Origin of the sequence: Atopobium sp. oral taxon 810 str. F0209, from assembly GCF_000466405.1 — a bacterium.
Lineage (GTDB): Bacteria > Actinomycetota > Coriobacteriia > Coriobacteriales > Atopobiaceae > Olegusella.
The window spans coordinates 70659-94162 of the sequence record NZ_KE952966.1 but is presented as its reverse complement, the minus strand read 5'-3'; the positions used below and the strand labels follow the sequence as shown (position 1 = coordinate 94162).

The window sequence follows — 23504 nt, the reverse complement described above, 5'->3', positions numbered from 1 at the left end:
GTATTTAGATACAACAAGGTACAGACCAATGCAGGTAAGCAGAACTTACTCAGCAACCTTCTTGCCCATAGCATCAGTAGCAACAATAGCTGCGTAGAGTTCATCGGGGGTAACATCACCAGCGAGGTTGTGAATGGTCTCACCAGGAACGCAAGCAGCCTCAGCAATTTGCTTAATCTGCTCATCGGTGGTAATACCCAGCTCAGCCAAGGTGGTAGGCAGACCAACCTCAAGGCAGTAACCCTGGACATTCTCGAACTCTTCCTGCGTAGCACCCTCGAGCACCAGCTGCACTAGCGTACCAAATGCAACGCAAGAACCATGTGCTGCACTGTGACCACCCAGCGAGGTCAAGCCATTGTAGAAGGAGTGAGCTGCGGCGCAGTTTACGTTGTCCGCACCAACGCCGGACAGGTAGACACAAGCCTCAACAACATTCTCAAACGCAGGAGTCACAACATGGTTCTCGCAAGCAGTGATTGCCTGGGTGCTGTAATCGCGCAGGGTCTCATAGCAGAGCTTGGCAATAGCAAGACCAGCGCGAGTAATGCCGGTACCCTCAAGGCTTGTGGACTCAGTGCGGATGGAAGCAAGACCCTCAAAGTAGGTTCCCAGGGCATCTCCCATGCCTGCGATGAGGAACTTCACAGGAGCGTTAGCAATAACTTGTGTATCAACCATAACTGCTGCGGGATTCTCGGGATAGAAGAGATACTTGTCAAAGCTGCCGTCGTCGTTGTAGATGACAGACAGGCCAGTGCAAGGTGCGTCGGTAGCAGCTACGGTCGGAATGATAACGACCTTCTTGCCTGAGTAGTATGCGGTAGCCTTTGCAGTATCAACGGCAGAACCTCCGCCAATGGCAACAACAGCATCAATGTTGTCTTCCTCGACGATTTTCTGCATCTTTGCAATCTCGCCCTTGCTAGAGATGCCACCAAAAATCTCGTAGCGACGATATGCATCCTTGTCGCCAAAGCTCTCTTCAATCTGATCGTGGCAAGCTTTATAACCACTATTTGAGCACACAAAGAGCCAACGCTGGCCCATGTAGCCCATCTCTTCCTCAAACTTCAAAAGAGCACCTTTGCCCTGAACATACTTCAAGGGCTCACGCATAGCACGCAAAAGCTTCATGGCAGTTCCTCTCCTAGCCAAAACTTATGATGTCGTTACTTTCCTATAAAACGACCTTATTCACTTTAGAGCAAATCTGACTATCTATTACCCTCATTTTGAAATTAATTAGAACTATTTATTCATCGCAGGTCATAGCGACATAACACTAAAACTCACATTACTTATGTGGTTGTTTACTCGATAAGGTATTCATTTTATGCATATCTTCAGGCTGTTTTTTCGATATAAAGTATGTTCTCTATTAATATCAAAAGATTAATGAAAATAAGGTCTATTCAGACCACTAATTAATACGTTAAACTCCAAGCGAATTGGTGTGCTTAAAAGTATGACTCGGCACACATGGATGGTAGGTCTGTTTCAACGAAAGGGAGGAACCATGAAGGGTTATGCAATGCTCAGGATTGGCGAGTCTGGCTGGATTGAGAAGGATACGCCTGCCTGCGGTCCGCTCGATGCCATTGTCAAACCGCTCGCTGTCGCCATCTGCACTTCAGACGTTCACACGCTCTGGGAAGGCGCCATCGGTGACCGTCACAACATGATTTTGGGCCATGAAGCTTCTGGCGAGGTCGTTGAAGTTGGTTCTGAGGTCAAGGACTTTAAGCCCGGTGACCGCGTGCTTATCCCCGCTATTACTCCCGACTGGAACTCTCTGGAAGCACAGGCAGGCTACTCCATGCATTCTGGCGGCATGCTAGCTGGATGGAAGTTCTCCAACTTCAAAGATGGTGTCTTCTCAGAGTACTTCCATGTCAACGATGCAGACGGCAATCTAGCTCATATGCCCGAGAGCATCGACCCCGCTGATGCCTGCATCCTCTCGGATATGGTACCCACTGGCTTCCATGCAGTTGAGCTCGCTGACGTCCAGTTTGGTGATACCGTTCTTGTTATTGGCATTGGTCCTGTTGGCCTGATGAGCGTTGCTGGTGCTGCCCTACGTGGTGCTTCTCGTATCATCGCCGTTGGTACGCGTCCCGTCTGCGTGGAAGCAGCTAAGAGTTATGGCGCGACTGACTTTATCTCCTACAAGAATGGCCCCATTGACGAACAGGTCATGGAGCTTACGGGTGACAAAGGCGTCGACCGCGTTTGCGTTGCTGGCGGTACTGTTGAGACCTTTGAACCTGCTATCAAGGTTCTCAAGCCTGGCGGAAAGATTGGTAACGTCAACTACCTCGGTTCTGGCGACTACATCAACATCCCACGCGTCGAATGGGGTGTTGGCATGGGTCACAAGGATATCCGCGGTGGTTTGATGCCTGGCGGCCGTCTGCGCATGGAGAAGCTTGCAAGTCTCGTTGAGTCTGGTCGCCTTGATCTGCATCCCGAGGTTACCCATCTCTTCCATGGTTGGGAACACCTCGAGGAGGCCCTGTTCCTCATGAGGGATAAGCCAGTAGATCTCATCAAGCCCGTTGTTGTCATCGACTAGGCTTTGTAGCGCTTGTATGACTGAGGCCGTCGCCCTGCGCGGCGGCCTTTTTGGTTTTTCTTCTGCTGGCACAGTGGATCAAGCAAGGAGTACGCTGTGAAGATTCTCGTAGTATCTGGTTGTCTTGGCGCAGGTAAAACTACCTTTATCCAGGAATTATTGCGCCGAAGTGGCAAGGACGTCGTTATCTACGAGAATGAGTATGGCGAAGCAGATATTGATGCACGACGCCTACGGTCTGACTCTGATTTGCAAGTATGGGAGTCTGTTGAAAACTGTATTTGTTGCTCGGGTAAGCAGGACTTTGCAAGCTCGGTACTTACTATTTCAAATACCTTAGATCCTGAATATCTTATTGTGGAGCCCACTGGAGTTGCTCGCTTGGGCAACGTTCTGGACAATCTATCACAGGTAGAGTGGGAACGAATTTCGCAGCTAGCACCCGTTGTGGTAGTAGATGCGCTTTCATGGGTCCAACAAAGACAACATGCGCAGCAGATATTTGATGATCAAATCATGCATGCTGCAACGGTAATCGTATCCAAGCTGGGAGCAACATCCGACACGGATGGAATTCGTAAGTTGGTAGAACAGCTTAACCCGCAGGCTGAATTTGTTGCACTTCTTTATAAAGATATTCCTGATGAATGGTGGTCTAGTCTGCTTCTCCGTGGACGCACAGGCACACTAGAAACGTCAGATGCATATAATGCAGTAAGTCCTGAATTTGAAACTATGGCTCTCGAGCACGTAGAACTACCCAGTCCCGCCCATCTTATCTGGTTGCTTGACGCCCTCTCAGCTGGTGTATTTGGCAAATTAGCTCGAGCAAAAGGTACTATTAATTGCGGAAACCAAAAACTGCGCTTTGATTTGGTCGAACGGAGCTGGGCTATTACTGGCATCGAAGATAATCAAGAAGAAACACGTTGTGTCTTTATCGGAGAAGAACTTTTACGCTCGGGCTTGCGCGAAACCTTTGTACCTGCTCTATGGCGAGAACATGCTGAGCTGCGACATGAACATCATCATGAGCACAAAGATTAAGATACTCATACAGAGCTAACCATACATACCACCAGCAATAAATGCCAAAACCCCAGCCACTATAAGCAGTGGCCGGGGCGTTGTGTGGGGGGCTTCGTTAAGCGGTACGAGCAAAACGCAGCTTAGTGCTTCTTGCGAGTAAGAGCACCAGCAGCAATAGCACCAGCGCCAAGCAGAGTAGTCAAGCCAGCGGCTGCTGCACCTGCATCACCAGTCTGGGGCAAACCCTTCTTTTTGATAACCTTCTTAGTCTTCTTAGCCTTTTTGGTGTCAGATTTCTTGGTATCAGATTTCTTGGCTTGGGGCTTCTTAGCTTGAGGCTTCTTTACCTCAGGCTTTTTAGCTTGGGGCTTTTTTGTCTCTGGCTTCTTGGTTTCTGGCTTCTTGGTTTCAGGTTTCTTTGCCTCAGGCTTCTTCTCTTCGGGCTTCTTCTGATCCTTTGGATCGGTCTCAGGCTTCTTATTGTCCTCAGGATCCTTTTGCTCGTTGTTCTTGGGATCGGTCTCAGGCTTTGTTTCATCCTCAGGATCTTTTTGATCTTCTGGCTTGGTATCAGCCTCGGGATTCTGCTCTTCAGGTTGGGTCTCGGGTTTATTGTCCTCGGGCTTTTTGTTATCCTCGGGTTCGCCCTCAGGCTTCTTCTCATCATCTGCTTTGAGAAGCTTGTTCAGCTTGCCTGCAAGATCTTTAAGCGTCGAATCGTGACCATCAAGCTTGGGCTTATCGGCACTCTTTAAGAACGTATTGATACTCTTCGCAAGCTCCTCAATGGTCTTATCTTTGCCAGAGAGGTTAGGCTCATCAGTCTTGGTCTTCTCAATGAAGTCTTTGATCTTCCCCTCAAGAGAATCAAGTGTGGCATTGGTATCAGTAATGGGTTTGTCATCTTTGGTGCCAAGTGCCTTATTGATACTCTTGACAAGATCCTCAAGAGACTTCTCGCTACCAGAGGTGTTTGGCTTCTTAGGATCCTGCGTAACGCCATCCTTCTGAAGCTTCTCAACCTGCTTTTCCACGTCTTTAACAACAGCGGGAGTATCGGAATTATCCGTTGCGGAATCAGCCGCATAAGCAGGAGTAACACCCGCCATGGTCAACTGACCTGCGAGCAAAAGACCTGCCATTGTGACACTACATACACGTCCATAATTCTTCATAAACGCCTCCGCTCTTTTTTAAACAACATGTTTCTACTTAGAACACGATCTTACAATTAGAAATTAACACAGCTTGTATTGATATAAATTATTTTTTAGCTTGCGTTTATATATTTAGGAAAATTTAAAAATTGTAAAGAATCTTACAGTCAATGTATTATTTTATTTATTAATTGTATAATTCTATGAATTTATTCTTCCTCAATTGCATAGCCAACAAGACTGAGCTAAGTCCTATTAACAGAACTCAGCTCAGTTCGTCGAGAGCTACGACTTGAGATTCTTTACAATACCCAAGCCTCACTTTGGTTTTGCAGCTGAACCATATGAGCAAATTTTCCGTTATGCGCAAGCAAATCTGCAGGACTACCTTGCTCAACCACATGCCCCTCATCGAGCACCACAATCTTGTCAGCATTAGAAATAGTGCGCATACGATGAGCAATAACAAGGGTAGTCTTGCCTTCCAATAACTTAGACAAGGCCTTTTGCACCTTGGTCTCGTTTTCCACATCAAGCGACGCCGTTGCCTCATCAAGCAGAATAATTGGCGATCGTTTAAGCATCGCGCGTGCAATAGAAATACGCTGGCGTTCGCCCCCTGACAGGCGACTGCCATTTTCACCAATTAAGGTCTGATAGCCATCAGGCATACGCTCAACAAATTCATCACAGTTGGCTGCTGCGGCCGCTGCAAGCACTTCTTCATCACTCGCATCGCGACGACCAATACGTATATTTTCCATCACACTGTCATCAAAGAGCATAACGTCCTGGAAAACAATCGATATATGCCCATAGAGCGTTTCGGGATCAACCTCTGTTACGTCAATACCACCAATACACACGGCACCCGCATTTGCATCCCAAAGGCGAGCCACCAAGCGCGCACAGGTAGACTTGCCCGAACCCGAAGGACCTACCAAAGCGGTAACTTCACCCTCACGTGCTACAAAACTCACATCTTCAAGCACTTTTTCGGTACCTGTACCATAATCAAACCCAACCTTCTCAAAGCTAATGTTGTGATTTGCAGGCTGAAAATTCTCACCGCCTGTTGCAAGCGGTTCATCAAAAAAGCGATTGAGACGAGCAGAGGAAAACTTGCTCATAATGAGCTCGAAAATAAGTGCAAATGACTGGTCAAATGGTGCATAAATACGAGATATCACCAACAAAAACATAAAAAGTGTCAGGAAGTCAATCGCGCCTATGCTAATGAGATATGCACCAACCAAAATCGTCGTTGCAATACCAAGGCGCAAAATCACGGCAGCACTATTGATAAAAAGCCCACCAACAAACTCTGCCTTCTGCATTGTTGATTCCGCACGATCAATCTTTGAGTTCAGCCGCGAAAGATAACTATCAATTTGGTTAGTCGCATGAATCTCACGAGCATTATCGAGCATCTCTTGCATACCATCGGAAACCTCAAGCGACTTCATGCGCGCTTGATCCTGCAAAGACTTCCACCAAGACTGTGAGCCAAAAAGTAATACGAATGCCAGGGGCACCGACCAAAGAGCCGCCAAGGTCAGGCGCCAATCAAAGACAAAGAGACCTATCGCGATAATGGCTGTCGAGATAATCGACCCGTATAGATAACTCAATACATGAGACCACACGTGTTCTAGCTTATCTACATCAGACATCATCGTCTCGGTAAGATCGGCAAGGTCGTGACTACCAAAGAAAGACAAAGGTAGTTTACGCAGGCGCTCGGCCAGCGAGATGCGGATATGCGATACTTCGTCATAAACCGTACCGTAGGTATTGATGTACTGCTGCACATGAGTAACAAAAGAAAGCAGTAAAAAGACAAGGCAGCCCAAAATATAAGGAAGCAGAGCAGGCATGCTCGCATCTTGCGTAGCTGCTGCCATGAGGTCGCGCATTGCTAAATAAAACAGAGACATTCCTGCCATAACTACAAGATTTACGACAACAGTCCAGCAGATACCCTTCTGGATATTTTTTGCTCCTTGGGCAGAGAGGCCATGCCGTTTTTGCAAATTGAACATCTTTTATGCCTCCTTTCCAGTGGAGTAAATCTTCCAATCAATGGATTGTTGATAATCTGCCCACATACGTGCATAACGCCCATTTGCAGCAAGCAAATCATCGTGACTGCCGCTTTCAACAAGTTTGCCACCATCAAGTACCACAATCTGATCAGCATTGCGTATGGTAGTAAGACGGTGTGCCACCATCAAAACCGTACGATCCTTAGCAAGACGTGCGAGAGCCTTTTGGATAAGTGCTTCGTTTTCTGGATCTGCAAAAGCGGTTGCCTCATCAAGCACCACAATGGGTGAGTTTTTGAGAATTGCACGCGCAAGTGCTATGCGTTGGGCTTCACCACCAGAGAGATAGGTACCACCAGGACCAATAAGTTCATCAACGCCATTTGGCATTTTGAGCAAGATGTCATCACACTGAGCTGCACGCAAAGCGTCAAGCGCTTCTTCACGACTAGCCTCAGGACGGGCAGCTCGAACATTCTCAAGAATACTGCCTTTAAATAGGCGATCATTTTGGAAGACAAAAGCAACTTGGTTCATCAATTCGCTTTGGGCAATATTGCGTACATCCACACCGCCAACCAGCACTCTTCCTGCGGATACGTCCCAAAAGCGTGGGACAAGCGATGCGGCGGTTGTCTTGCCTCCACCCGAAGGACCCACCAAGGCAACAGTTGATCCCGCAGGTATGGCAAAACTCAAATCATTCAGTGCATCAACTTCGGTGTTCTCATAACGAAAGCTCACATGCTCAAAACTAATGGAGGAATCTGATGGATGCTCGGTCACCACTGCATCACGTAACACAGGAGCCTCGAGTACAGCTGAAATGCGTTCCATTGCATTATTTGCCTGCAAGGTAAAATTCGCCGCAAACATAAGGCGTTGGAGAGCAGTCGAGACTACTGCAGAGAAAATAGCATAAAAGGCAAAGTCGGCCAAAAAGTGCGGCAGATCTTTTGCCCCTGGGGCCAAAATCAAAACGACTGGTACAAGCAGCGCTACTATGCCATCAACAAAAGTGAGATTGAGTGCTTGGGGCACACGGCAAAGATTGATTGCATAACGCTGAGCAATATCGCTATATGCTTCGATAGCCTCATGGAAGGCTTTGAAACTATAGATGGTCTGCTGAAAAACTTTGATAACAGGAATGCCTCGAACATATTCCGTAGCCGCCTTATTCATACGGTCAAGGGCTGCTTGATATTCATTCATATAGTTCATGCCCTCGCCCGCCATCATCATGCCAACGCAGGCAATAGAAATCACAGCGTCCAACAAACATGCCAATCCCATGCGCCAATCAAAGACAAAAAGTAAGATAAGCATGCCAATAAACAATGCAGCGGTACCACCTACATCAGGAAGTTGATGTGCCAAAAATGCTTCAGTCAATCCCACTGAGCCGTCAATGATACGGCGAATTTCTCCTGATGCATGAGTGTCAAAGTAACCCAAAGGCAGCTGCATCAATCGCTTTGCGCTAGCTTTACGTAGGTTAGAGGCGGTACGAAACGCTGCCACATGTGTGCACATTAATGCAATAAAGTACAACAAAATACCGCCAATTGCTGCAGCACAGGCTATCCAACCATAATGAGCTAACTGAGTTGCCTCAGCCCAGTTGGGAGCAACTGCAATAAGGTCACGCGCAACAAGCCAAATGCAGATATATGGGACAAATCCCAATACCATAGCTAATACAGAGCAAAGCACACCTAGATAGGTAAGAAAACGATACTTACCTGCATATTTGAACATAAGAGCAATGCTTTTGTTTTGCTGCTGAGCTGCAGCTTTTCTTGCTGCCTTTTCAGCCATAGCCACCTCTCTTCCTCGGACTTACCATAGAGAACAATAGTTATATATGGCTAACTATAATCTCACTAAAGTAATCTGTCACTAACTTATAAAACTTAAATATGAAATAAGAACGCTGAATTTCTAAAACGAATTGAAGAGGAAGGTTTTATCCCAGCGGTGCAGGTAAAACACTTACGTTTCGCCCTAACAAACAAAGCAAAAAAGAGCTTGAATCTAAAATCTCTCAGTATCAAAATGGGCTGCAACAACAGAGCCTGCCGTGTTATAGATACGAGAGGTTTTAAGCCCATGATACGCATCATCACCGACTCTACGTCTTCGATCCCCAAAGCTTTAAGGGAAAAGCTAGATATTTGCTTACTTAACCTAATGGTCAACCATGGTGGTACTAGCTACAGCGAAGGCGAAATGGATCTCGATGCCTTTTATTCTGAAATATACGAGATGATTGACGATATACCCACCTCAAGCCAACCTTCTGCGCTCGCTGTAGAAACTGCACTTGAGCAGGCTGCCATAGAGGGAAAAGAGGTCTTGGGTATCTTCATTAGCAATAAGATGTCCGGAGTTTTGGAAAGCGTGATAAGAGCTGCGCGGGAGATATCCGAAAGACATCCATCATTTAACTATGCGCTCATCGATAGTATGACTAACTGCATGGAATTGGGTTGGCCTGTTATTTCTGCATGCGCCTGTAGAGATGCAGGTGGCAGCCTGATGGATTGTGTCAAAGCTGCAAAAAGAAGTATTTTGTCAACAAGATTTTTGTTTGTACCAGAATCCCTGAGGTTTTTAGAAAAAGGCGGACGTATCGGAAGGGCTTCGGCACTTCTAGGTAACGTGCTTCGTATCTCCCCCATCCTCACTGTACAAGACGGTATCGCAACAACCTATGCGAAGGTGCGAACTCAAAAGAAAGCTCTACAAAAGATTGTTGACACCTTCAAGCACGATATCCATGAAAAGGGATTGGCAAACGTCGCCGTCCATTACATCGGCGCCAAAGACATTGCACAGACATGGGCAACGGAGTGTATCGAGCCTATCATCGGAAAAGAGGTCATGGTAACGCCAGCAAGTCCTGTAATTGGCGTGCACGTAGGTCCTGCAGTGGGATTAGCCTACGAATGCCAAGAGTCTCTTGCTACCAAACTTGCTTCAACGATGCCAGAGATTATTACTGCCTAACATTTTACCTCCGATTTCGTTTTGCTCCATAAGCTAAGTCACTTCTTATGTAAAAAGGGTCAGTCGGGATGACCGGCCCTTTTGATACATATTTACTTGCGATATCTCCACACTAAAAACTATAGTGCATGCCTGCCTTCAGCAATAGCTGTAAGCATCAATCCGCGCGAACAGGCATAGGTCACCAGCAAATAACCACCGTATACCACCACAAATATCACGAGTACCAAGGTGGAACTTGAAGCTAAATTTACAAAGCCAAAAGATTCAATCAACTTAAGCACAACTTTGAGCGCACATAGTGAGTGAGCCAAAGCTACTAGCAAAGGCAAAATAAATGACACACCAATCTGAGTAGCAAGCGAGCGACGTAGGAGCCTATCTGGACAACCAAGCTCTGCCAAAGTGCGATAGCGGGGAGCGGAGTCAGCAGAAGATGAAAGCTGTTGAATTGCAAGGATAGTAGCGCAGCTTACTACGAGTACAAATCCGATATATACCGCCAAATAACTAATTAGGCCAGATAGTGTATTTCCATTTTGCGCCGCTTCGGTTGCCGTGAGACTCATTACCTGAACTACATGATTTGCCTTGCCCTTGCCAGCTTGGAACTGCTCTAGGATTCCAATCGCCTTTTTAACTGAAACATTTGCCTGCTTTGTTGGCTGGGTATAAGCAAGATTCAACACAGTCTCATAAGGCGTCCCTGTCTCTATTACATCATCGGGAAGAATAAGCGTACCGGGATTTATTGCAATGGAAGAATTCTCGATAGCAGCCGAAGGATCACTTATCAAGCCAAACTTGGATGCATGAAGCTTGCGTCCTCCTACCTCAAGGTCATAACCCTTCCTCAGCATCTCTTTGTAAAACTGCTCAATACCGCTGAGGGTACAGCTAATTGCATACTCATCATCTGCGAGTTGAATTTTTGGCATACCCAAAATCTCACGAGTCGAATTGTAATCACTCAGGCTCATTGTAAACATACCCAGCGTATTGGCATTGGCATACTTAAATGCATCGGGTAACTCAATCCCAAGCTTATCCCCAATATCAGAAAGATGAACTGAGGTGTGCTCACTTACTAGTTTGTCAGTGCGGTACAGCGTTGACAAACTAGTAGCACCTACAGATGCAAGATCTGCTCCTTCATCTGCAGCAATCTGCTGGATATCTAGTACCTTTGTCGCATCGGGAGTATATATCACTTTAATTGAGGCGCTAAACGGTGAAGAAATACGTGCCATCTCATTGAGCGCTGAACATATACTCATACCACCTGTCACTGAAGTAATTGCCAAAAACAGCACCAGAGAAACCACCGCCATTGACATGCAGGCCGAATTAATCTGAGAGTCTACCTGTCGCATCGTAAAGGCATTAAGATCGCGCCAATAACGCTTTGACCTACGAAGCAATAAGGTAACCACCGTAGCGAGACCAAAGAATACCAAAACCGTACCCACGATGACCATCACGGTAGTCACAATAAACTGCAAGGGATTTGCTCCAGAATTAAAACCAGGAAAGCCCCAAGTCAACAGACGATAATAGGCAACTCCCACCAATCCACAGCCAAGTACAAAGAGAAATGAGCAAGGCTGGGTCATGCTCAAGACCCATCTGCTGTAATAACAAAAAAGGCAACGCCGATGCAGCAAGTGAGGCAATTGTACTTGCGAGGTGGGCACGCAGATAATCAAGGGGACTCATGCAGAATATCCTCGCCCGCGATGAGTAGTGATGTAATTATTTACCCCAATTCGCCCTAGAGTCTGACGCAGGCGATTCATATTGACCGTGAGAGTATTGTCATCGACAAAGCTATCGGAGTCCCACAGTGCTTCCATGAGTTCTTCGCGCGATATAACCGCACCTTCACCACGCATCAACAATTCAAGAATGCGCAATTCATTTTTGGTAAGTTCAACGCTTTTGCCTTCATGACTTGCGGTAGAACGCAACACATCTAGTGTGAGGTTTTTCCAGCTTATGCTACGTCCTACTTCCATAGCAGACTGAGTACGGCGAAGTATCGCGTCAATATGGGCAAGCAAAACCTGCCCATTGTAGGGCTTTGCAATAAAGTCATCTGCACCCAAAGAAAGGCTCATAAGCTCATCAAGTTCGCTTGCACGACTGGTAAGAACCACAATGGGGATATCAGAACGCTGACGCAATTCGCGCGCTACATACTGACCATCAGTACCTGGCAAGCCAAGATCAAGCAAAACTAGATGCGGATTAGACCTAATAACTTCTGTTGCAAGATGACTGAATGACGACGGTTCAATGACTTCGTGCCCTACATTTTGCAAAAGGATTGCAAGTTGAGTACGAACTGCTTCGTCATCCTCTATAACAAAAATGCGCGCCATATTAAAGGAACATCCCTACAACAAATGCAAAAACGCCGCCGAGAGCGATGGTTGCAGGCAGCGTCAGTATCCATGCGCCAATAATGGAACGCGCGGTACCCCAACGAACCTTCTTAATACTACGAGCAGAACCTGCACCCATGATGGAGGTCGTAATAACCTGCGTTGTTGACACGGGGGCACCAAGCGCCGTCATGATTTGGATGGCAATAGCTGAGGAAGTCTCGGACACAAAACCCATCACAGGCTCAAGCTTGGTCACGCCTTGGCCAACCGTCTTCATAACACGCTGACCACCTACAGCGGTACCCACCGCCATTGTCGCTGCACAGAAAATCTTGACCCAAAGCTGCACATCAGAACCCGCAGGCTGCAGGCCGCTGGCAATCAGTGCAAGGGTGATAATACCCATCGTTTTTTGGGCGTCGTTGCAACCATGCGAATATGCCATAAACGCCGACGAGCAAATCTGCGCCTTATGAAACAGACCGTTTGCCTTGGCATGAGGCCACTCCGCAAAAAGCTCAAACACCAGATGCATCACTGAAAAACCAATGAGCATACCTATGAGCGGGGAAGTAAAAAGAGGGATAACAACCTTGCCAAGAACGTTTCCCCACTCAACGGTTCTAAGTGAACCCGAAAACACTATCGTGGCACCAATCAAACTACCAATGAGTGCATGAGAAGAACTTGATGGAATACCACGCCACCACGTAAACAAGTCCCAGGCAATAGAGCCAATCAACGCTGCAAGAATTGCATAAAGATGCAGGTCTGTACTCACCAAGCCATGTGCGACCGTCAACGCAACCGAATCATTTGTAAGAGCGCCGATAAAATTCATTGCAGCCGACATGCCAATAGCCAGAGTAGGTGTAAGAGCTCGGGTATAGACCGTCGTTGCAATAGCATTTGCTGTATCGTGAAAGCCGTTGATGAGTTCAAAAGTTGTCGCAGCAATCAGGACAGCTATGAGGAGTGGACTAAACATAGGCTATGCGTTCTTTATAACTACGCCATCAACTACATAGGCGCATTCCTCGCAGGCATCAATAGCTGCTTCCATGGTGTCATAGAGTTTATTCCACTTAATAACATCAACAGTATCAATACCACCGTCATAGAGATGTCCAAGGGCAATGTGATAGGTGTCGTCACCGTCATCCTCAAGAAGCTTAATCTTTTCGGTTTGCTCACGAACCACTTTGTCTTTTTTGAAATTAGGTAAATGCTCAAACAAAATTTTGAGCTCGTGGGTGCAGTTCACTGTAATGTCTGCCAAATCCCGAGCACTAGGGCGTACTTCATCAACATGAAAAATTGTTAGACGCTGAACAACCCCGTACATGGAGTCAACAATATCGTCCATTTTGTGCGCCAATGCTGCGATATCCTCACGATCAAACGGCGTGATAAAGGACTGCGCAAGCTCAACCATAATGGCACGTACACATGCGTCGCAGGTATGCTCCATATCACGGAACTCCTGCACACGTCCATTTTCGGGTGAGAAATTGTAAATGATGTCTTTATACAGGTCTGCGGCAGCAACAACGTTGGTACCAAAATCATCAATCAGACGATAAAAAATGTCCTCGTGATGCTTCACTCGGCTCATACAGCCTCCATTACACGCGGTTAGCGAGCTTGAATATGGTATCAGGTCAAGCGTACATTCGGTAAGCGGAAATGCTTTTACCCGCAAGAATTCTCATTTTCGATATTTTTTTAAAAATACGCGGCTCAATATGAAAATGCTCATATGAAGGCGCTATATGAAAACCTCGCATCGGAGTACTGGGGTATGGGGGCATCGGAAACTGCGGATCCGCGTGCGCAGTCTTGCATTGTGCCCCCTAGATATCCCCAAACAGCCAAAATAACCTACCGTTTGACCCCTCTTCGCTCTGAGGGCCGATCTGCGCCATTTGCTGAAATTTGTGTTGCAGCATTCCTGCTGGTAGAAGAGCTGTTTTGGAAGGCGGCTGTTTTCCCGTGTTTTGCCGCATCTTTTGGTTTTAACAAATTCGCTGGTAGACGGCCTAGGTCTGCATTTCAAATATAAATATCTTATCCAACAACGACCCTAAATGGCGCATATCGGCCCTCAGAGCGAGGAGGGGTCTGTGAATGATTATTTTCCTTCAAGGTATAGGCTAAGAAATAGCTTCGAGATGTAATTTTCCATGGATCAATTTGTTTGAAAGAAAAAAGCAGCTAATAACAACACTACCGATAGATCGATGGCAGCATATAGGTTGTGGTAGCAGCAAACATACCTAGCACGTTTCTATATCTCACCCTTGTTGCATATCGAAGAAGTTTCCGTGGGAAAGATGCTTGTGTGAGCATTTTCAAGCCCGCCCCCGCCATATGTATGTTGACCCGTATCTGCGCATTTCCCCGTAAACCTCACCTCAGAAAAAGAGTAATTCTGCTCTATCTAATCCAAGGTAGAACAGGCAAAGTCAGCCTATCGAGTCCAACATAGCGGTTTTAGCTTGCTAAAAGTAGAGGCTACTGATTTTGGCTCCGCCTCGTATATTGCGTGACGGAACCGATATAGTGAGGAGATTTTCATATGGCACATGAACAGTCCCCTTTCCTTATTAAATGTTCCTCATGTGGGCAGCAGGCAGACTTTGACATCATGACGCAGTCGTACCGTTGTGCTTACTGCGGGAACGTTGACTCTGTGGGCGATGCTCTTGCTAGTTTTAAGGCTCGGCAGAAAGCTGGCGAGCAACGTGTTGCACTAGAGGCACGCAAGTATTCGCGTGCAGTTTATAACTGCCCCAACTGTGGAGCCGAAATTTCGGTAGAAGAAGGTGAAGCAGGGGGCATCTGCGACTATTGCGGAGGTAAGCTTGTGCGATCTGAGTTTACGGATGCTGCCAATATGCCCTGGACTATCATTCCCTTTGTTCTTACAAAGACCGAAGCAGCAGCGCAGCTTACTGCCTGGTGCGATGCTCATGTGAGCGCTCCTGAAGCCCACGCGCTTAGGAAGAAAATCTCCAGTCTCAAGGGAGCTTATCTGCCCTACCAATATATTGCGGGTTCGGTTGTATGTAATGTTTCGCAGGACAACTCCGAGCGTATTTATCGTTGTGCTGGCAAGCTTGAGGATACGCCGGTCAATACGGTACGCAATCTTGATAACGAGCTGCTTGATGCCATCGAACCCTTTGATTCATCTGGCATTCGTGAGTTTGAGTTCGGCTGGATTGCTGGACAGAAAGTAAAGCTACAGGATGTGAGTGAAGCAGAACTCAAAAAACGTATTGTCGAAGAAGTACGTCATGATTATTCAGCTATATTTGCAAAAAAGTTTGGTACACAGGGAATTGGCATTATGCCGCACATCGACAACATGCTGAATACCGCGACGCTGTTGCCCATCTATTTTATAAAGCAGGGAAAAGAAACACTTGCTGCCGTGAATGGTCAGACTGGACGCGTCGCGGTAAACACCAAGCGGTACAAGCGCGACTACAAGTGGGCAATCGAAGCAGGGCTGGCAACACTGGTAGTGCTGCTGATCATGATGTATTTATTCCGCGAGGTATACGAGGTCTGGTACGAATGCATAGTCATATCGATGGCTATTGCTGGGGTCGCAGGAATTTTTTTCTTTGGGATACTTGGACAAAATCGCGACACACGTGGAATACATGTTATTTATGACAATGGCGTCATTAGTGCAGTGCGCGAAGGCAATATACTTCGCTACGTCACCAGTAGTAATGATAAGCAGCTTAAAGCATCTGTAGCGCCACCCGTGCTTTTTGAGCGTCAACAGGATAACTGGGTGCCTGTTGATATGCGTTTTTATACACCAGCCCGTGTGGCTATGCTTCTCTTTATAGGGTTGTTTGCACTGTTTGTACCCGTGGTGTTAGCAGCACTGCTTCGTCTGATACAAGTTGGTTTGGGTGGTAGAGCTTGGGCGGAGTTGTTTGCGGATTTCGATATTAGCTATGGTGCAGCATGGTATTGTATCGGCTTCTTTTTGATGGTTGTTGCTTGGACAAAGGCTGGTCGAAGGCTGGTGTTTGACTTCCCCATATTCCGTCGCATCATGCCTGATGGTAGCTTTGGTCCTTTTGATACAAGCAACTCTAGCGTCGAAGGCTCTCTGCTTGGTACTATCCTGCGTACCGGGCTGGCCATACTATGCTTCTTGCCCCTTACCATTTTCTTTGCATTATTGCTCATAGGATCGGCCTGTGCGATTGCGTTCTGAAAAAGGTCAGACAGAGATGAGGTATACGAATGGGGCTGCAATATCGCGCCCTATTATTTCACTTGGCCTCTTCATGCTTTACGTTCGTCGCACTGCGACTGGTAGCTCCACGGTACAAGTACACCCGCAACCCTCATTGTTCGTGAAGTTTGCTCGTCCACCATGAGCCGTAGCGATGCGTCGCACGATAACAAGTCCCAGTCCGTGTTCGGGAAGCTCGTCACCCGACTTCTTTCTAAGTGTTGAGAGTGACTCAGCCCCAAATCCACGTCCGTCATCGCTCACGGAGAGCACGCAACGTTGTCTGAATGCCGACCCCAACAATCCTGCACGTATATCAAACGATACGGTCACATGGCAGCCCTGCGGATTGTGGTGGATGCTATTGCCTACGAGGTTTGATAGCATGCGCTTTAGCAGTGCCTCGTTGCCACGTACGCAGACGCCTTCAGCTACAGGTGCCACAGCCAGTTCTAGCTCGCAACCACCCGTTCCTCCGTCTAGGAAGCTTGCTACCACCGAGCGCGCAACTGCTGCTAGGTGCACGTCGCATGTATCAACTGGCTCCATGGCGTAGCGTAGGCGATTTGCTGTGTTGAGATCGGCGAGTAGTGCTGCCGTTTCTTGTGACTTTGTCACGATGCGCTTAGCGCGTACTCGCTCTGCTTCGTCAAGCTGAGGGCTTTCCAACAGTTCACTTGCATCTGTAACAACTGCCGCAAGTGGTGTACGCACGTCGTGTGAAACCGCCGCTACCCATTCATTGCGGGCATCGTCGCGCTGTTTCCATGATCGGCGAGCAAATAGCCGTGCGAGCACAACAAGCACAACTAGATCGGCAAAGAAGAGTGCAACGACGAGCAGAATGCCTCCACCTAATGTCTTGAAGCTCGATGTAAAGGAGTATTTCCATAGCGAGTTCTTTGGCAGCCCCACCACTACAAGTCCCTCACCGTGTCTCCAAATGGATACGGGGTAGTCATTTAAGTACCAGCGCGCAAAGGATGCGATGTCAGCTGGGGTATAGCTTGTGGGTATATCATCCGGTACGTCAAGGCCCCAAGTCACCTGTCCATCTTTGTTGATGAGCAAAGCCCAGCAGTTGTGCTTGCGTAGATCCCGTACCATATTCGCAGAGAGAGTGTATGTACCACCTTGTTTGGCGAGTGCTTGGGATACCTCTGTGGCGCTTGGGCCAGTGTTGCTAGCGCCCGTGAGGGAAAGTGCCAAGGTGACAGCACCCACGATGAGAACATTGGCGATGAGAATGACTGTGGCGCCGATGATGCAGGATGCAATAATGCCCAGACCGTCTCGCATGCGCGTACGCGCTAATCCCTTCATTGTGCATCCTCGTTCACTAGGCGATAGCCCAAGCCACGTACCGTAACAATCCAGCATGGATGTGAGGGATCATCCTCGACCTTTTCACGCAGGCGGCGCATAAGGATTGCAAGGGCATTGGCATAGCCAAATTCATCTCCATAGACGCTGTGGCACAGTTCGTCGGTTGTTACGATGGAGCCACGACTCTCGGATAAGCGCTTGATCAGTGCATGCTCCTTGGCAGTAAGCGTTGCCACTGCGTTACCGCCACGATGCACTTCACCCGTGGCCAGATCAACCTCTGTCTTTCCCAGCGTGATTGTAGGAAGTACTTCGGGCAGGCGATAACTGCGACGTAGTACGGCAGCTAGCCGCAGCAGAAGCTCAGCGGGTAAGAATGGCTTGGTTACGTAATCGTCGGCGCCCAGTCCCAAACCTCGTAGTCGGCTGGCATCCTCGTCGCGGGCGGAGAGGAACAGCGCGGGCGCATCGCTTGTCTCGCGCAGGTGGCGTAAAAGATCAAAGCCGTTGCCATCAGGCAACATCACGTCGAGCAGGTAGAGATGGGGCTGCCAGGTGCTGGCGATGAGGAGAGCATCCGCCACGGTACCAGTCCCATGTACGTCGCGATAGCCCTCGCGACCAAGAAGCCCGAGCAATTGCGTGCGGAGGGTGGGATCGTCTTCCACCACTAGTACTCGTGCCTCGTATATGTCTCTCATGCTTTTACCTCCTGTTTTCCTGCATTTTAACCCAGCAGTAAGAGGGCTTTCTTAGGGCATCTTTCTTTCTCGAAAAATGAAAGCTGAACGAAAGGTCGGGGAAAGCGAGGTGAAATTTGCGGAGATTAGCCTTGGAATTGCGGTTTGGATAGGTAGCCGACAGATTTGCTTTTCACGCGGGATCCATATGGAGGCAGGTCTTTCCAAGCCGTGAGGAAATAGCAGCGAGGGAGGAGCGGGATGACCGAATTGACAATCGCTACGCATGCACTTACCAAGTCGTACAGTGGCACGCGGGTTGTAGATAGCATCGAACTTAGGGTGCCAGAGGGAGCAGTGTATGGCTTTCTTGGACCCAATGGAGCAGGAAAATCCACCACCATGAAGATGATTTTGGGTCTGGTGCACCCTTCATCTGGAGAGGTGGACGTGTTGGGTGAGCACATGGGGAGAAAGAATCGCCTTGAGGTTCTTGCGCATGTGGGCTCGCTCATAGAGAACCCGAGTTGTTATCGCCATCTTACCGCTCGTGAGAACCTTGATATCATTCGCAGGCTCAAGGGACTTCCTGTTTCTTCAATTGATGAGGCTCTCGAGACGGTGGGGTTGGCCGATACAGGCAAGAAGCTTGCTGGTCAATTCTCGCTGGGCATGAAGCAGCGCTTGGGACTTGCGGCTGCATTGCTTGGCAACCCTAAGCTTGTACTGCTCGACGAGCCTACTAACGGTCTTGACCCCGAGGGTATCCATGAGATGCGTGCACTCGTTCGTATGCTGCCCCAGACACATGGCACCACGGTCCTAGTCTCGAGTCATTTGCTTTCTGAGGTCGAGCAGATGGCCGATCATGTGGGCATCATCAGTCGAGGTCAAATGGTATGGCAAGGTTCTCTCAAGGAGCTGAGGGCATGCGCCAAGCGACAGCTAGCCTTTCGCACGACCGACGACCAGCGTGCATCCATGCTCTTGGGCGCTACCAAACAGGATGGTTGGCTGCTTGCTCCTTTTGCCGATGATGTGACGGTAGCGCGTCTTTCTCTCGCACTTGCGCGGGCGGGTATTGGCGTCGTGCGGATTGAGGAACGTAGCGAGAGCATTGAAGACCTTTTCCTTGCTTTCACGGAGGGGAGGAGTCTGTGATGTGCGCGCTTATGCTTGAGTTTGCGAAGCTCAGGCGCAGGAACGTATGGCTCATCTGCTTTGGTACTGCTGCGCTCTGCCTTATATGGATGGCGTCCAGTGCTGCACGCACTGCCCAAGGTTCATCGGACGGAACAACATCCCTGCTCTCTATGGCTCCAATTGTAAACTCCATCGTCTTGACCCTATTTGCTGCTGTCATCTCATCTCAAGCGTGTGAGACCGATCACGAGGCGCAGGCTCTGAAGGAGCTCCTATGTCTGCAGCGGCCAGCTACGCTCTTTGCTGCAAAACTCGTCTGTAGTCTCACGCTCATCACCATTACGGTCGCGCTGGAAACAGGGGGACTTGCCATACTTGCGGCCTACAAGGGCTTTACTGATCAGTTGAGTGTCGTCGAATTCGCAGCTTTTGCCATCTGCCAGATTGGTCCCACCTTCACGGTGGCTGCCGTTGTACAGGCTGTTGCGCTGCGCTGGGAGAACCAGTTTGTCTCACTCGCATTGGGCCTTGCCCTCTCGCTTGCGGGTCTCTTTAGTCTCTTTTTCCCACCTGTCATTCAGCGTCTTGTCCCTAGTGGCTACTTCGGTCTGCTTTCGTGCGTGCGGATGAGTTGGGATGCCGCTACACACGTGACGTCCTCCTACACCGTACCCTTTACCTGGGGAGATGCAGTTCTTTTGGTTGCGATATGCGCGACAGTCATCGCGGTCTCGTCCGTTTGGTTCTCAAGAAAGGAGCTCTAGCATGATGATGCAAGCCCTGTGCGCGGAGGTTGACAAACTGCGCCGCGCGCCCATCTGGATTGCTTATGTGGTGCTACCCTTCATCGCAGCAGCCATCGGTACCTTCAACTACCAGCAAAATTTAGACCTCCTCATGCTGGGCTGGGAAAATCTTTGGACGCAGCACACCCTGTTTGAGTTTTACTTCTTTTTGCCTGCACTCGTAGGTGCAGGTTGCTCATGGCTTATGGGACTCGAGCACGCGGGGTCAAATTGGAACCAGCTACTCACGAGCCCTGTCGCTCTTTGGCGCATAGTCGTTGCGAAACTCGTGGTGGGCACAGGGATGCTGGGTGTTGCTCTTGCCGCGACGGGAGCGTTGTTCGTGGTTTGCGGCAAGATGGTGGGCCTAGTTGGTTTCCCGTCCTGTGACTATGTTGTCTATCTCTTGCTCTCTTGGGTCGGGGGTGTGGCCATGGTGGCAGTGCAACTACTCGTGTCATTAGTCGTGCGCAGCTTTGCCGCACCAGTGGGAATAGCACTTGCAGGGAGCGTTGCGGGCCTTTTGCTCTCGTCTAAGGGATGGGGTCTGTGGTGGCCTTGGGCGCTTATGTCATTGGCATCAAACGCCAACGGAGGTGGGACCCTTGCGCCCGCCGAGCTCGTGCGGTTTGTGGGCGTGGTTGCCCTCTTTTCCATCGCAGCCTCCACTATCTGCGCTCTGATGATGTCGCATGCGGCAGCAACATCTGAATAGGACGAGGGAACTGCAGGAATGCTCGGAGTAAATCACGAGTCACGCTAGAAAGAATTGCACTGAGAGAGGAGTCATCGAATGGTGAAGAGAATCATATCAATCGTATTGACCCTGCTTGTGCTGGGTGCCCTGGCAGGAGCTTTTTGGCTGACAAATAGCGATAACGCTTCCATATGGTATGCCCAAGTAAATGATGCGGTAGCACAAGAAAAAAGCGACGGAGACGAGGAGCTCTGGGAGTACACGCTTAACGCGTATAACGATGGCGGCGCGAGTCGACAGCTTACCTTTACTGCGGGCAAGCGACTCAGGGATGGGGCATACCTCAAGCTTGCCTACTTGCCCGTGCGCGAAGTGATTTCGTGGGAGGAGGTCCAGTCCGATCAACTACCGCAAGCAGTGCGTGAGCGATTACCTGAGCACTAGGAGCTGGCCTCGCATCTGTCTCGATGTATTAATGTGAGACAAATGCGAAGGTGGCTCTTGCGGCGTTCTGATGCCATCTCCCCTTATCCTTTGTCAGGCCATCTTTGATACGGATGAACATTGATTAGCTTGTTGATGGGTGCTCGAATGGCGTTCATCTTAAGAGGTGAATTCCATCTCTGGCAAAATGAGCTGGGATAAAGCATCTTCGAGCTACGATTGGCGGGTGCATGATACGATTGTGAGCAGCCAATTACCGTTGAAGTGCCCCTGCCGAAGGAGAGAGACATGGAGCGAACCGGTTTTCGAGTGCTTTACATGGTGCCGATTCTCTATCTAGTCTCGCTGTACGCATGTCCCATTCTGCTTGGGTTCTTGCCTCAGGGACAATCTGAGGAGGCTGGCTCCGCCGCACTGACGGTGATGGCAATCCCGTTTATTCTTGCTGTAGCGAACATTGCTGCTGCTGTGGTGGGGTATCAGTCTGAATCGCGTGCGTTCCTACTGAATAGCGCCGTTTTGCTGAAGTATGGACTCGTTCCTTTCTTTGTAATGGGTGGTGCGCTTGCTGCGGGTTTTGCGCTTTCTACCTTCATTCCTGTACCATTCATGATATTTGTGGGATCGCCTACTGCCATATTCCTATCTGTTGTGGGATGGGTTCTTATGGCGGCAGGGTCGGCATATTCACTTGCTTATCTCGTGGCTACTCAGCGTGACGGCATACGTTCGACCGCGTCTGTTGTGGTCAATGCTCTACTCCAGTTTGTGTTTGTAACTGACGTCATCGATACCATGGTGCTTACGTGGCGAGTAGGACGTTGGCGCGGGCTTACTATCGTTGTGGCTATCGTAATTAGTATTATCGCCATCTCTCTGATGGTAGGTGCGGGATGGGTCTTCTCAACCATTGCATCTTCTGTTGCTGCAGCTGCGGCATAGGGTAGCGTTAGCGCGATTGAGGAGGAGAAGCTCCATGGCTTCAGACCAATTCATCAACCCTACAACTCATGCCAAAGTTTCGAAGTACGCCAGTTTGACTGCGCAGCAGGCAGAGTTCTAAGTCGATATAGGATCATCATGGGTGTATCTATGATGACAATGGTCATGCTGCTGGCTGTGTGCGTCATTTGGGTAGATCCGAATATTGAGCACCCTGGGATGTTCGTTCTCTGTGTAGTTGCCTACCTGATTCTTGTAGCTTTAACTATGTTCTTGCATGCCCGCAATTTTAATGAATTCATTAAAATCCTCCACGCCGATTTTGACCCACAGAAAATACTTTGTGCCCTTTCTATCATCATGGAAAAGTGTAAAAGCAAAAAAACAAGAGCAAGGCACCTATACCATGCTTTATGCTCAATGTTCTCAGCAGCTTGGCAACAATGATGTCGCTCTTCGTTGGGTAGAACATGCTGAGCAAAATCTCAAATTGCGTGTGGAGAACAGGATTCTAGGATGCAACGTACGCGCCCATATCGCATCCCAGAATGGTAACTACGAGGAACTTGCTTGTATACGCGCGCAGGTGGAGACGCTTGCCCGAACTAATGAGAGAGCAGATAGGGTAAGCGCACAGATGCTTGCATGGATAGATTTTGACCTTGCATTTAACGCTGGCGATTGGGCGGGGTGTAATAAAGCGATTAATGCGATGGAGGCAGCCGCAGTTACACCCCTCCAGAAACTGGAATGCAACAATGACATCGCTCGTCTTGCCGAAGCTCAAGGCAATCTGAATCTTGCGCGTGAAATCTTTGCATCTATTGCTGCTCAGGGAGGAGATAGCTGGGTCGCACGTGATGCAGCGACACGGATTAACGCACGCTCAGCCGAATCTGGGATTTCTACAGCTGCGGCAGTGCAATCAAAGTATTTAACTTGAAGAATGTAACCTTTGCAGTAAAAATCAGCATTTTCAGACCCATCTTCGCTCTGAGAGCCGATATGCGCCATT

20 protein-coding genes are annotated in these 23504 nt (G+C 48.7%); 10 read left to right on the top strand and 10 right to left on the bottom strand.

Features of this window, described 5'->3' with window-relative positions; translation table 11 throughout:
* Positions 1-45: 45 nt before the first annotated feature.
* A complete protein-coding gene (locus HMPREF9069_RS07705; RefSeq protein ID WP_021626682.1) occupies positions 46-1137 on the bottom strand; it encodes a glycerol dehydrogenase in 1092 nt (363 codons plus the stop codon).
* 382 nt (positions 1138-1519) lie between these two features.
* Here HMPREF9069_RS07705 and HMPREF9069_RS07700 point away from each other — a divergent pair, with 382 nt between their 5' ends.
* Together HMPREF9069_RS07700 and HMPREF9069_RS07695 are read left to right on the top strand one after the other, a co-directional pair.
* Complete coding sequence (locus HMPREF9069_RS07700; protein ID WP_035438837.1) at positions 1520-2578, top strand: NAD(P)-dependent alcohol dehydrogenase; 1059 nt, start codon at positions 1520-1522, stop codon at positions 2576-2578.
* 96 nt (positions 2579-2674) lie between these two features.
* A complete protein-coding gene (locus tag HMPREF9069_RS07695) occupies positions 2675-3625 on the top strand; it encodes a GTP-binding protein (RefSeq protein ID WP_021626680.1) in 951 nt (316 codons plus the stop codon).
* Positions 3626-3747: 122 nt separating this feature from the next.
* On the opposite strand, the gene HMPREF9069_RS07690 is transcribed toward HMPREF9069_RS07695, so the two are convergent.
* From HMPREF9069_RS07690 to HMPREF9069_RS07680, 3 genes are all read right to left on the bottom strand, one after another.
* Complete coding sequence (locus HMPREF9069_RS07690; RefSeq protein WP_035438836.1) at positions 3748-4782, bottom strand: hypothetical protein; 1035 nt, start codon at positions 4780-4782, stop codon at positions 3748-3750.
* Between the two features lie 284 nt (positions 4783-5066).
* Positions 5067-6806 (bottom strand): ABC transporter ATP-binding protein, encoded by a 1740-nt coding sequence (locus HMPREF9069_RS07685; RefSeq protein WP_021626678.1) that lies wholly within the window; start codon positions 6804-6806, stop codon positions 5067-5069.
* A gap of 3 nt (positions 6807-6809) precedes the next feature.
* A complete protein-coding gene (locus tag HMPREF9069_RS07680) occupies positions 6810-8630 on the bottom strand; it encodes an ABC transporter ATP-binding protein (RefSeq protein ID WP_021626677.1) in 1821 nt (606 codons plus the stop codon).
* A gap of 291 nt (positions 8631-8921) precedes the next feature.
* Between HMPREF9069_RS07680 and HMPREF9069_RS07675 the strand changes: the two genes are divergently transcribed.
* A complete protein-coding gene (locus HMPREF9069_RS07675; RefSeq protein WP_035438835.1) occupies positions 8922-9821 on the top strand; it encodes a DegV family protein in 900 nt (299 codons plus the stop codon).
* Between the two features lie 119 nt (positions 9822-9940).
* Here the strand turns inward: HMPREF9069_RS07675 and HMPREF9069_RS07670 are convergent, their stop codons facing one another.
* The 4 genes from HMPREF9069_RS07670 to HMPREF9069_RS07655 form a co-directional block, all read right to left on the bottom strand.
* A complete protein-coding gene (locus tag HMPREF9069_RS07670) occupies positions 9941-11434 on the bottom strand; it encodes a hypothetical protein (protein ID WP_021626675.1) in 1494 nt (497 codons plus the stop codon).
* 99 nt (positions 11435-11533) lie between these two features.
* A complete protein-coding gene (locus HMPREF9069_RS07665) occupies positions 11534-12202 on the bottom strand; it encodes a response regulator transcription factor (protein ID WP_021626674.1) in 669 nt (222 codons plus the stop codon).
* Between the two features lies 1 nt (position 12203).
* On the bottom strand, positions 12204-13196 hold the full coding sequence (locus HMPREF9069_RS07660) for an inorganic phosphate transporter (protein ID WP_021626673.1): 993 nt from the start codon (positions 13194-13196) through the stop codon (positions 12204-12206).
* A gap of 3 nt (positions 13197-13199) precedes the next feature.
* Positions 13200-13823 (bottom strand): DUF47 domain-containing protein, encoded by a 624-nt coding sequence (locus tag HMPREF9069_RS07655; protein WP_021626672.1) that lies wholly within the window; start codon positions 13821-13823, stop codon positions 13200-13202.
* A gap of 963 nt (positions 13824-14786) precedes the next feature.
* Here HMPREF9069_RS07655 and HMPREF9069_RS07650 point away from each other — a divergent pair.
* Positions 14787-16451 carry a TFIIB-type zinc ribbon-containing protein gene (locus HMPREF9069_RS07650; protein WP_021626669.1) on the top strand — a complete coding sequence of 555 codons (1665 nt, stop codon included), beginning with the start codon at positions 14787-14789 and terminating at the stop codon, positions 16449-16451.
* A gap of 78 nt (positions 16452-16529) precedes the next feature.
* Here the strand turns inward: HMPREF9069_RS07650 and HMPREF9069_RS07645 are convergent, their stop codons facing one another.
* Positions 16530-17795, bottom strand: a complete 1266-nt coding sequence (locus tag HMPREF9069_RS07645; RefSeq protein WP_021626668.1) for a sensor histidine kinase — start codon at positions 17793-17795, stop codon at positions 16530-16532.
* Positions 17792-18499 (bottom strand): response regulator transcription factor, encoded by a 708-nt coding sequence (locus HMPREF9069_RS07640; RefSeq protein WP_021626667.1) that lies wholly within the window; start codon positions 18497-18499, stop codon positions 17792-17794. Before HMPREF9069_RS07640 ends, HMPREF9069_RS07645 begins: the two co-directional genes overlap by 4 nt.
* A 240-nt stretch (positions 18500-18739) precedes the next feature.
* Between HMPREF9069_RS07640 and HMPREF9069_RS07635 the strand changes: the two genes are divergently transcribed.
* From HMPREF9069_RS07635 to HMPREF9069_RS07610, 6 genes are all read left to right on the top strand, one after another.
* Positions 18740-19639 (top strand): ABC transporter ATP-binding protein, encoded by a 900-nt coding sequence (locus HMPREF9069_RS07635; protein WP_021626665.1) that lies wholly within the window; start codon positions 18740-18742, stop codon positions 19637-19639.
* Positions 19639-20385 (top strand): ABC transporter permease, encoded by a 747-nt coding sequence (locus HMPREF9069_RS07630; protein WP_021626664.1) that lies wholly within the window; start codon positions 19639-19641, stop codon positions 20383-20385. Before HMPREF9069_RS07635 ends, HMPREF9069_RS07630 begins: the two co-directional genes overlap by 1 nt.
* 1 nt (position 20386) lies before the next feature.
* Positions 20387-21121, top strand: a complete 735-nt coding sequence (locus tag HMPREF9069_RS07625; RefSeq protein ID WP_021626663.1) for an ABC transporter permease — start codon at positions 20387-20389, stop codon at positions 21119-21121.
* 78 nt (positions 21122-21199) lie between these two features.
* On the top strand, positions 21200-21547 hold the full coding sequence (locus HMPREF9069_RS07620) for a YxeA family protein (protein WP_021626662.1): 348 nt from the start codon (positions 21200-21202) through the stop codon (positions 21545-21547).
* 288 nt (positions 21548-21835) lie between these two features.
* Positions 21836-22489, top strand: coding sequence for a DUF6652 family protein (locus tag HMPREF9069_RS07615; RefSeq protein WP_021626661.1), 654 nt, complete (start codon positions 21836-21838; stop codon positions 22487-22489).
* Positions 22490-22895: 406 nt separating this feature from the next.
* Positions 22896-23432: a hypothetical protein gene (locus HMPREF9069_RS07610; protein ID WP_035438833.1), complete on the top strand. Its 537-nt coding sequence runs from the start codon at positions 22896-22898 to the stop codon at positions 23430-23432.
* Positions 23433-23504 lie beyond the last annotated feature (72 nt).

What these genes read in the sequence shown, in the direction of transcription:
- HMPREF9069_RS07680 (WP_021626677.1), bottom strand. Translation starts at nt 8,630, where the DNA reads ATGGCTGAAAAGGCAGCAAGAAAAGCTGCAGCTCAGCAGCAAAACAAA.
- HMPREF9069_RS07620 (WP_021626662.1), top strand. Translation starts at nt 21,200, where the DNA reads ATGGTGAAGAGAATCATATCAATCGTATTGACCCTGCTTGTGCTGGGT.
- HMPREF9069_RS07610 (WP_035438833.1), top strand. Translation starts at nt 22,896, where the DNA reads ATGCTTTATGCTCAATGTTCTCAGCAGCTTGGCAACAATGATGTCGCT.
- HMPREF9069_RS07640 (WP_021626667.1), bottom strand. Translation starts at nt 18,499, where the DNA reads ATGAGAGACATATACGAGGCACGAGTACTAGTGGTGGAAGACGATCCC.
- HMPREF9069_RS07675 (WP_035438835.1), top strand. Translation starts at nt 8,922, where the DNA reads ATGATACGCATCATCACCGACTCTACGTCTTCGATCCCCAAAGCTTTA.
- HMPREF9069_RS07655 (WP_021626672.1), bottom strand. Translation starts at nt 13,823, where the DNA reads ATGAGCCGAGTGAAGCATCACGAGGACATTTTTTATCGTCTGATTGAT.
- HMPREF9069_RS07670 (WP_021626675.1), bottom strand. Translation starts at nt 11,434, where the DNA reads ATGACCCAGCCTTGCTCATTTCTCTTTGTACTTGGCTGTGGATTGGTG.
- HMPREF9069_RS07625 (WP_021626663.1), top strand. Translation starts at nt 20,387, where the DNA reads ATGATGATGCAAGCCCTGTGCGCGGAGGTTGACAAACTGCGCCGCGCG.
- HMPREF9069_RS07615 (WP_021626661.1), top strand. Translation starts at nt 21,836, where the DNA reads ATGGAGCGAACCGGTTTTCGAGTGCTTTACATGGTGCCGATTCTCTAT.
- HMPREF9069_RS07705 (WP_021626682.1), bottom strand. Translation starts at nt 1,137, where the DNA reads ATGAAGCTTTTGCGTGCTATGCGTGAGCCCTTGAAGTATGTTCAGGGC.
- HMPREF9069_RS07650 (WP_021626669.1), top strand. Translation starts at nt 14,787, where the DNA reads ATGGCACATGAACAGTCCCCTTTCCTTATTAAATGTTCCTCATGTGGG.
- HMPREF9069_RS07700 (WP_035438837.1), top strand. Translation starts at nt 1,520, where the DNA reads ATGAAGGGTTATGCAATGCTCAGGATTGGCGAGTCTGGCTGGATTGAG.
- HMPREF9069_RS07630 (WP_021626664.1), top strand. Translation starts at nt 19,639, where the DNA reads ATGTGCGCGCTTATGCTTGAGTTTGCGAAGCTCAGGCGCAGGAACGTA.
- HMPREF9069_RS07635 (WP_021626665.1), top strand. Translation starts at nt 18,740, where the DNA reads ATGACCGAATTGACAATCGCTACGCATGCACTTACCAAGTCGTACAGT.
- HMPREF9069_RS07645 (WP_021626668.1), bottom strand. Translation starts at nt 17,795, where the DNA reads ATGAAGGGATTAGCGCGTACGCGCATGCGAGACGGTCTGGGCATTATT.
- HMPREF9069_RS07690 (WP_035438836.1), bottom strand. Translation starts at nt 4,782, where the DNA reads ATGAAGAATTATGGACGTGTATGTAGTGTCACAATGGCAGGTCTTTTG.
- HMPREF9069_RS07660 (WP_021626673.1), bottom strand. Translation starts at nt 13,196, where the DNA reads ATGTTTAGTCCACTCCTCATAGCTGTCCTGATTGCTGCGACAACTTTT.
- HMPREF9069_RS07685 (WP_021626678.1), bottom strand. Translation starts at nt 6,806, where the DNA reads ATGTTCAATTTGCAAAAACGGCATGGCCTCTCTGCCCAAGGAGCAAAA.
- HMPREF9069_RS07665 (WP_021626674.1), bottom strand. Translation starts at nt 12,202, where the DNA reads ATGGCGCGCATTTTTGTTATAGAGGATGACGAAGCAGTTCGTACTCAA.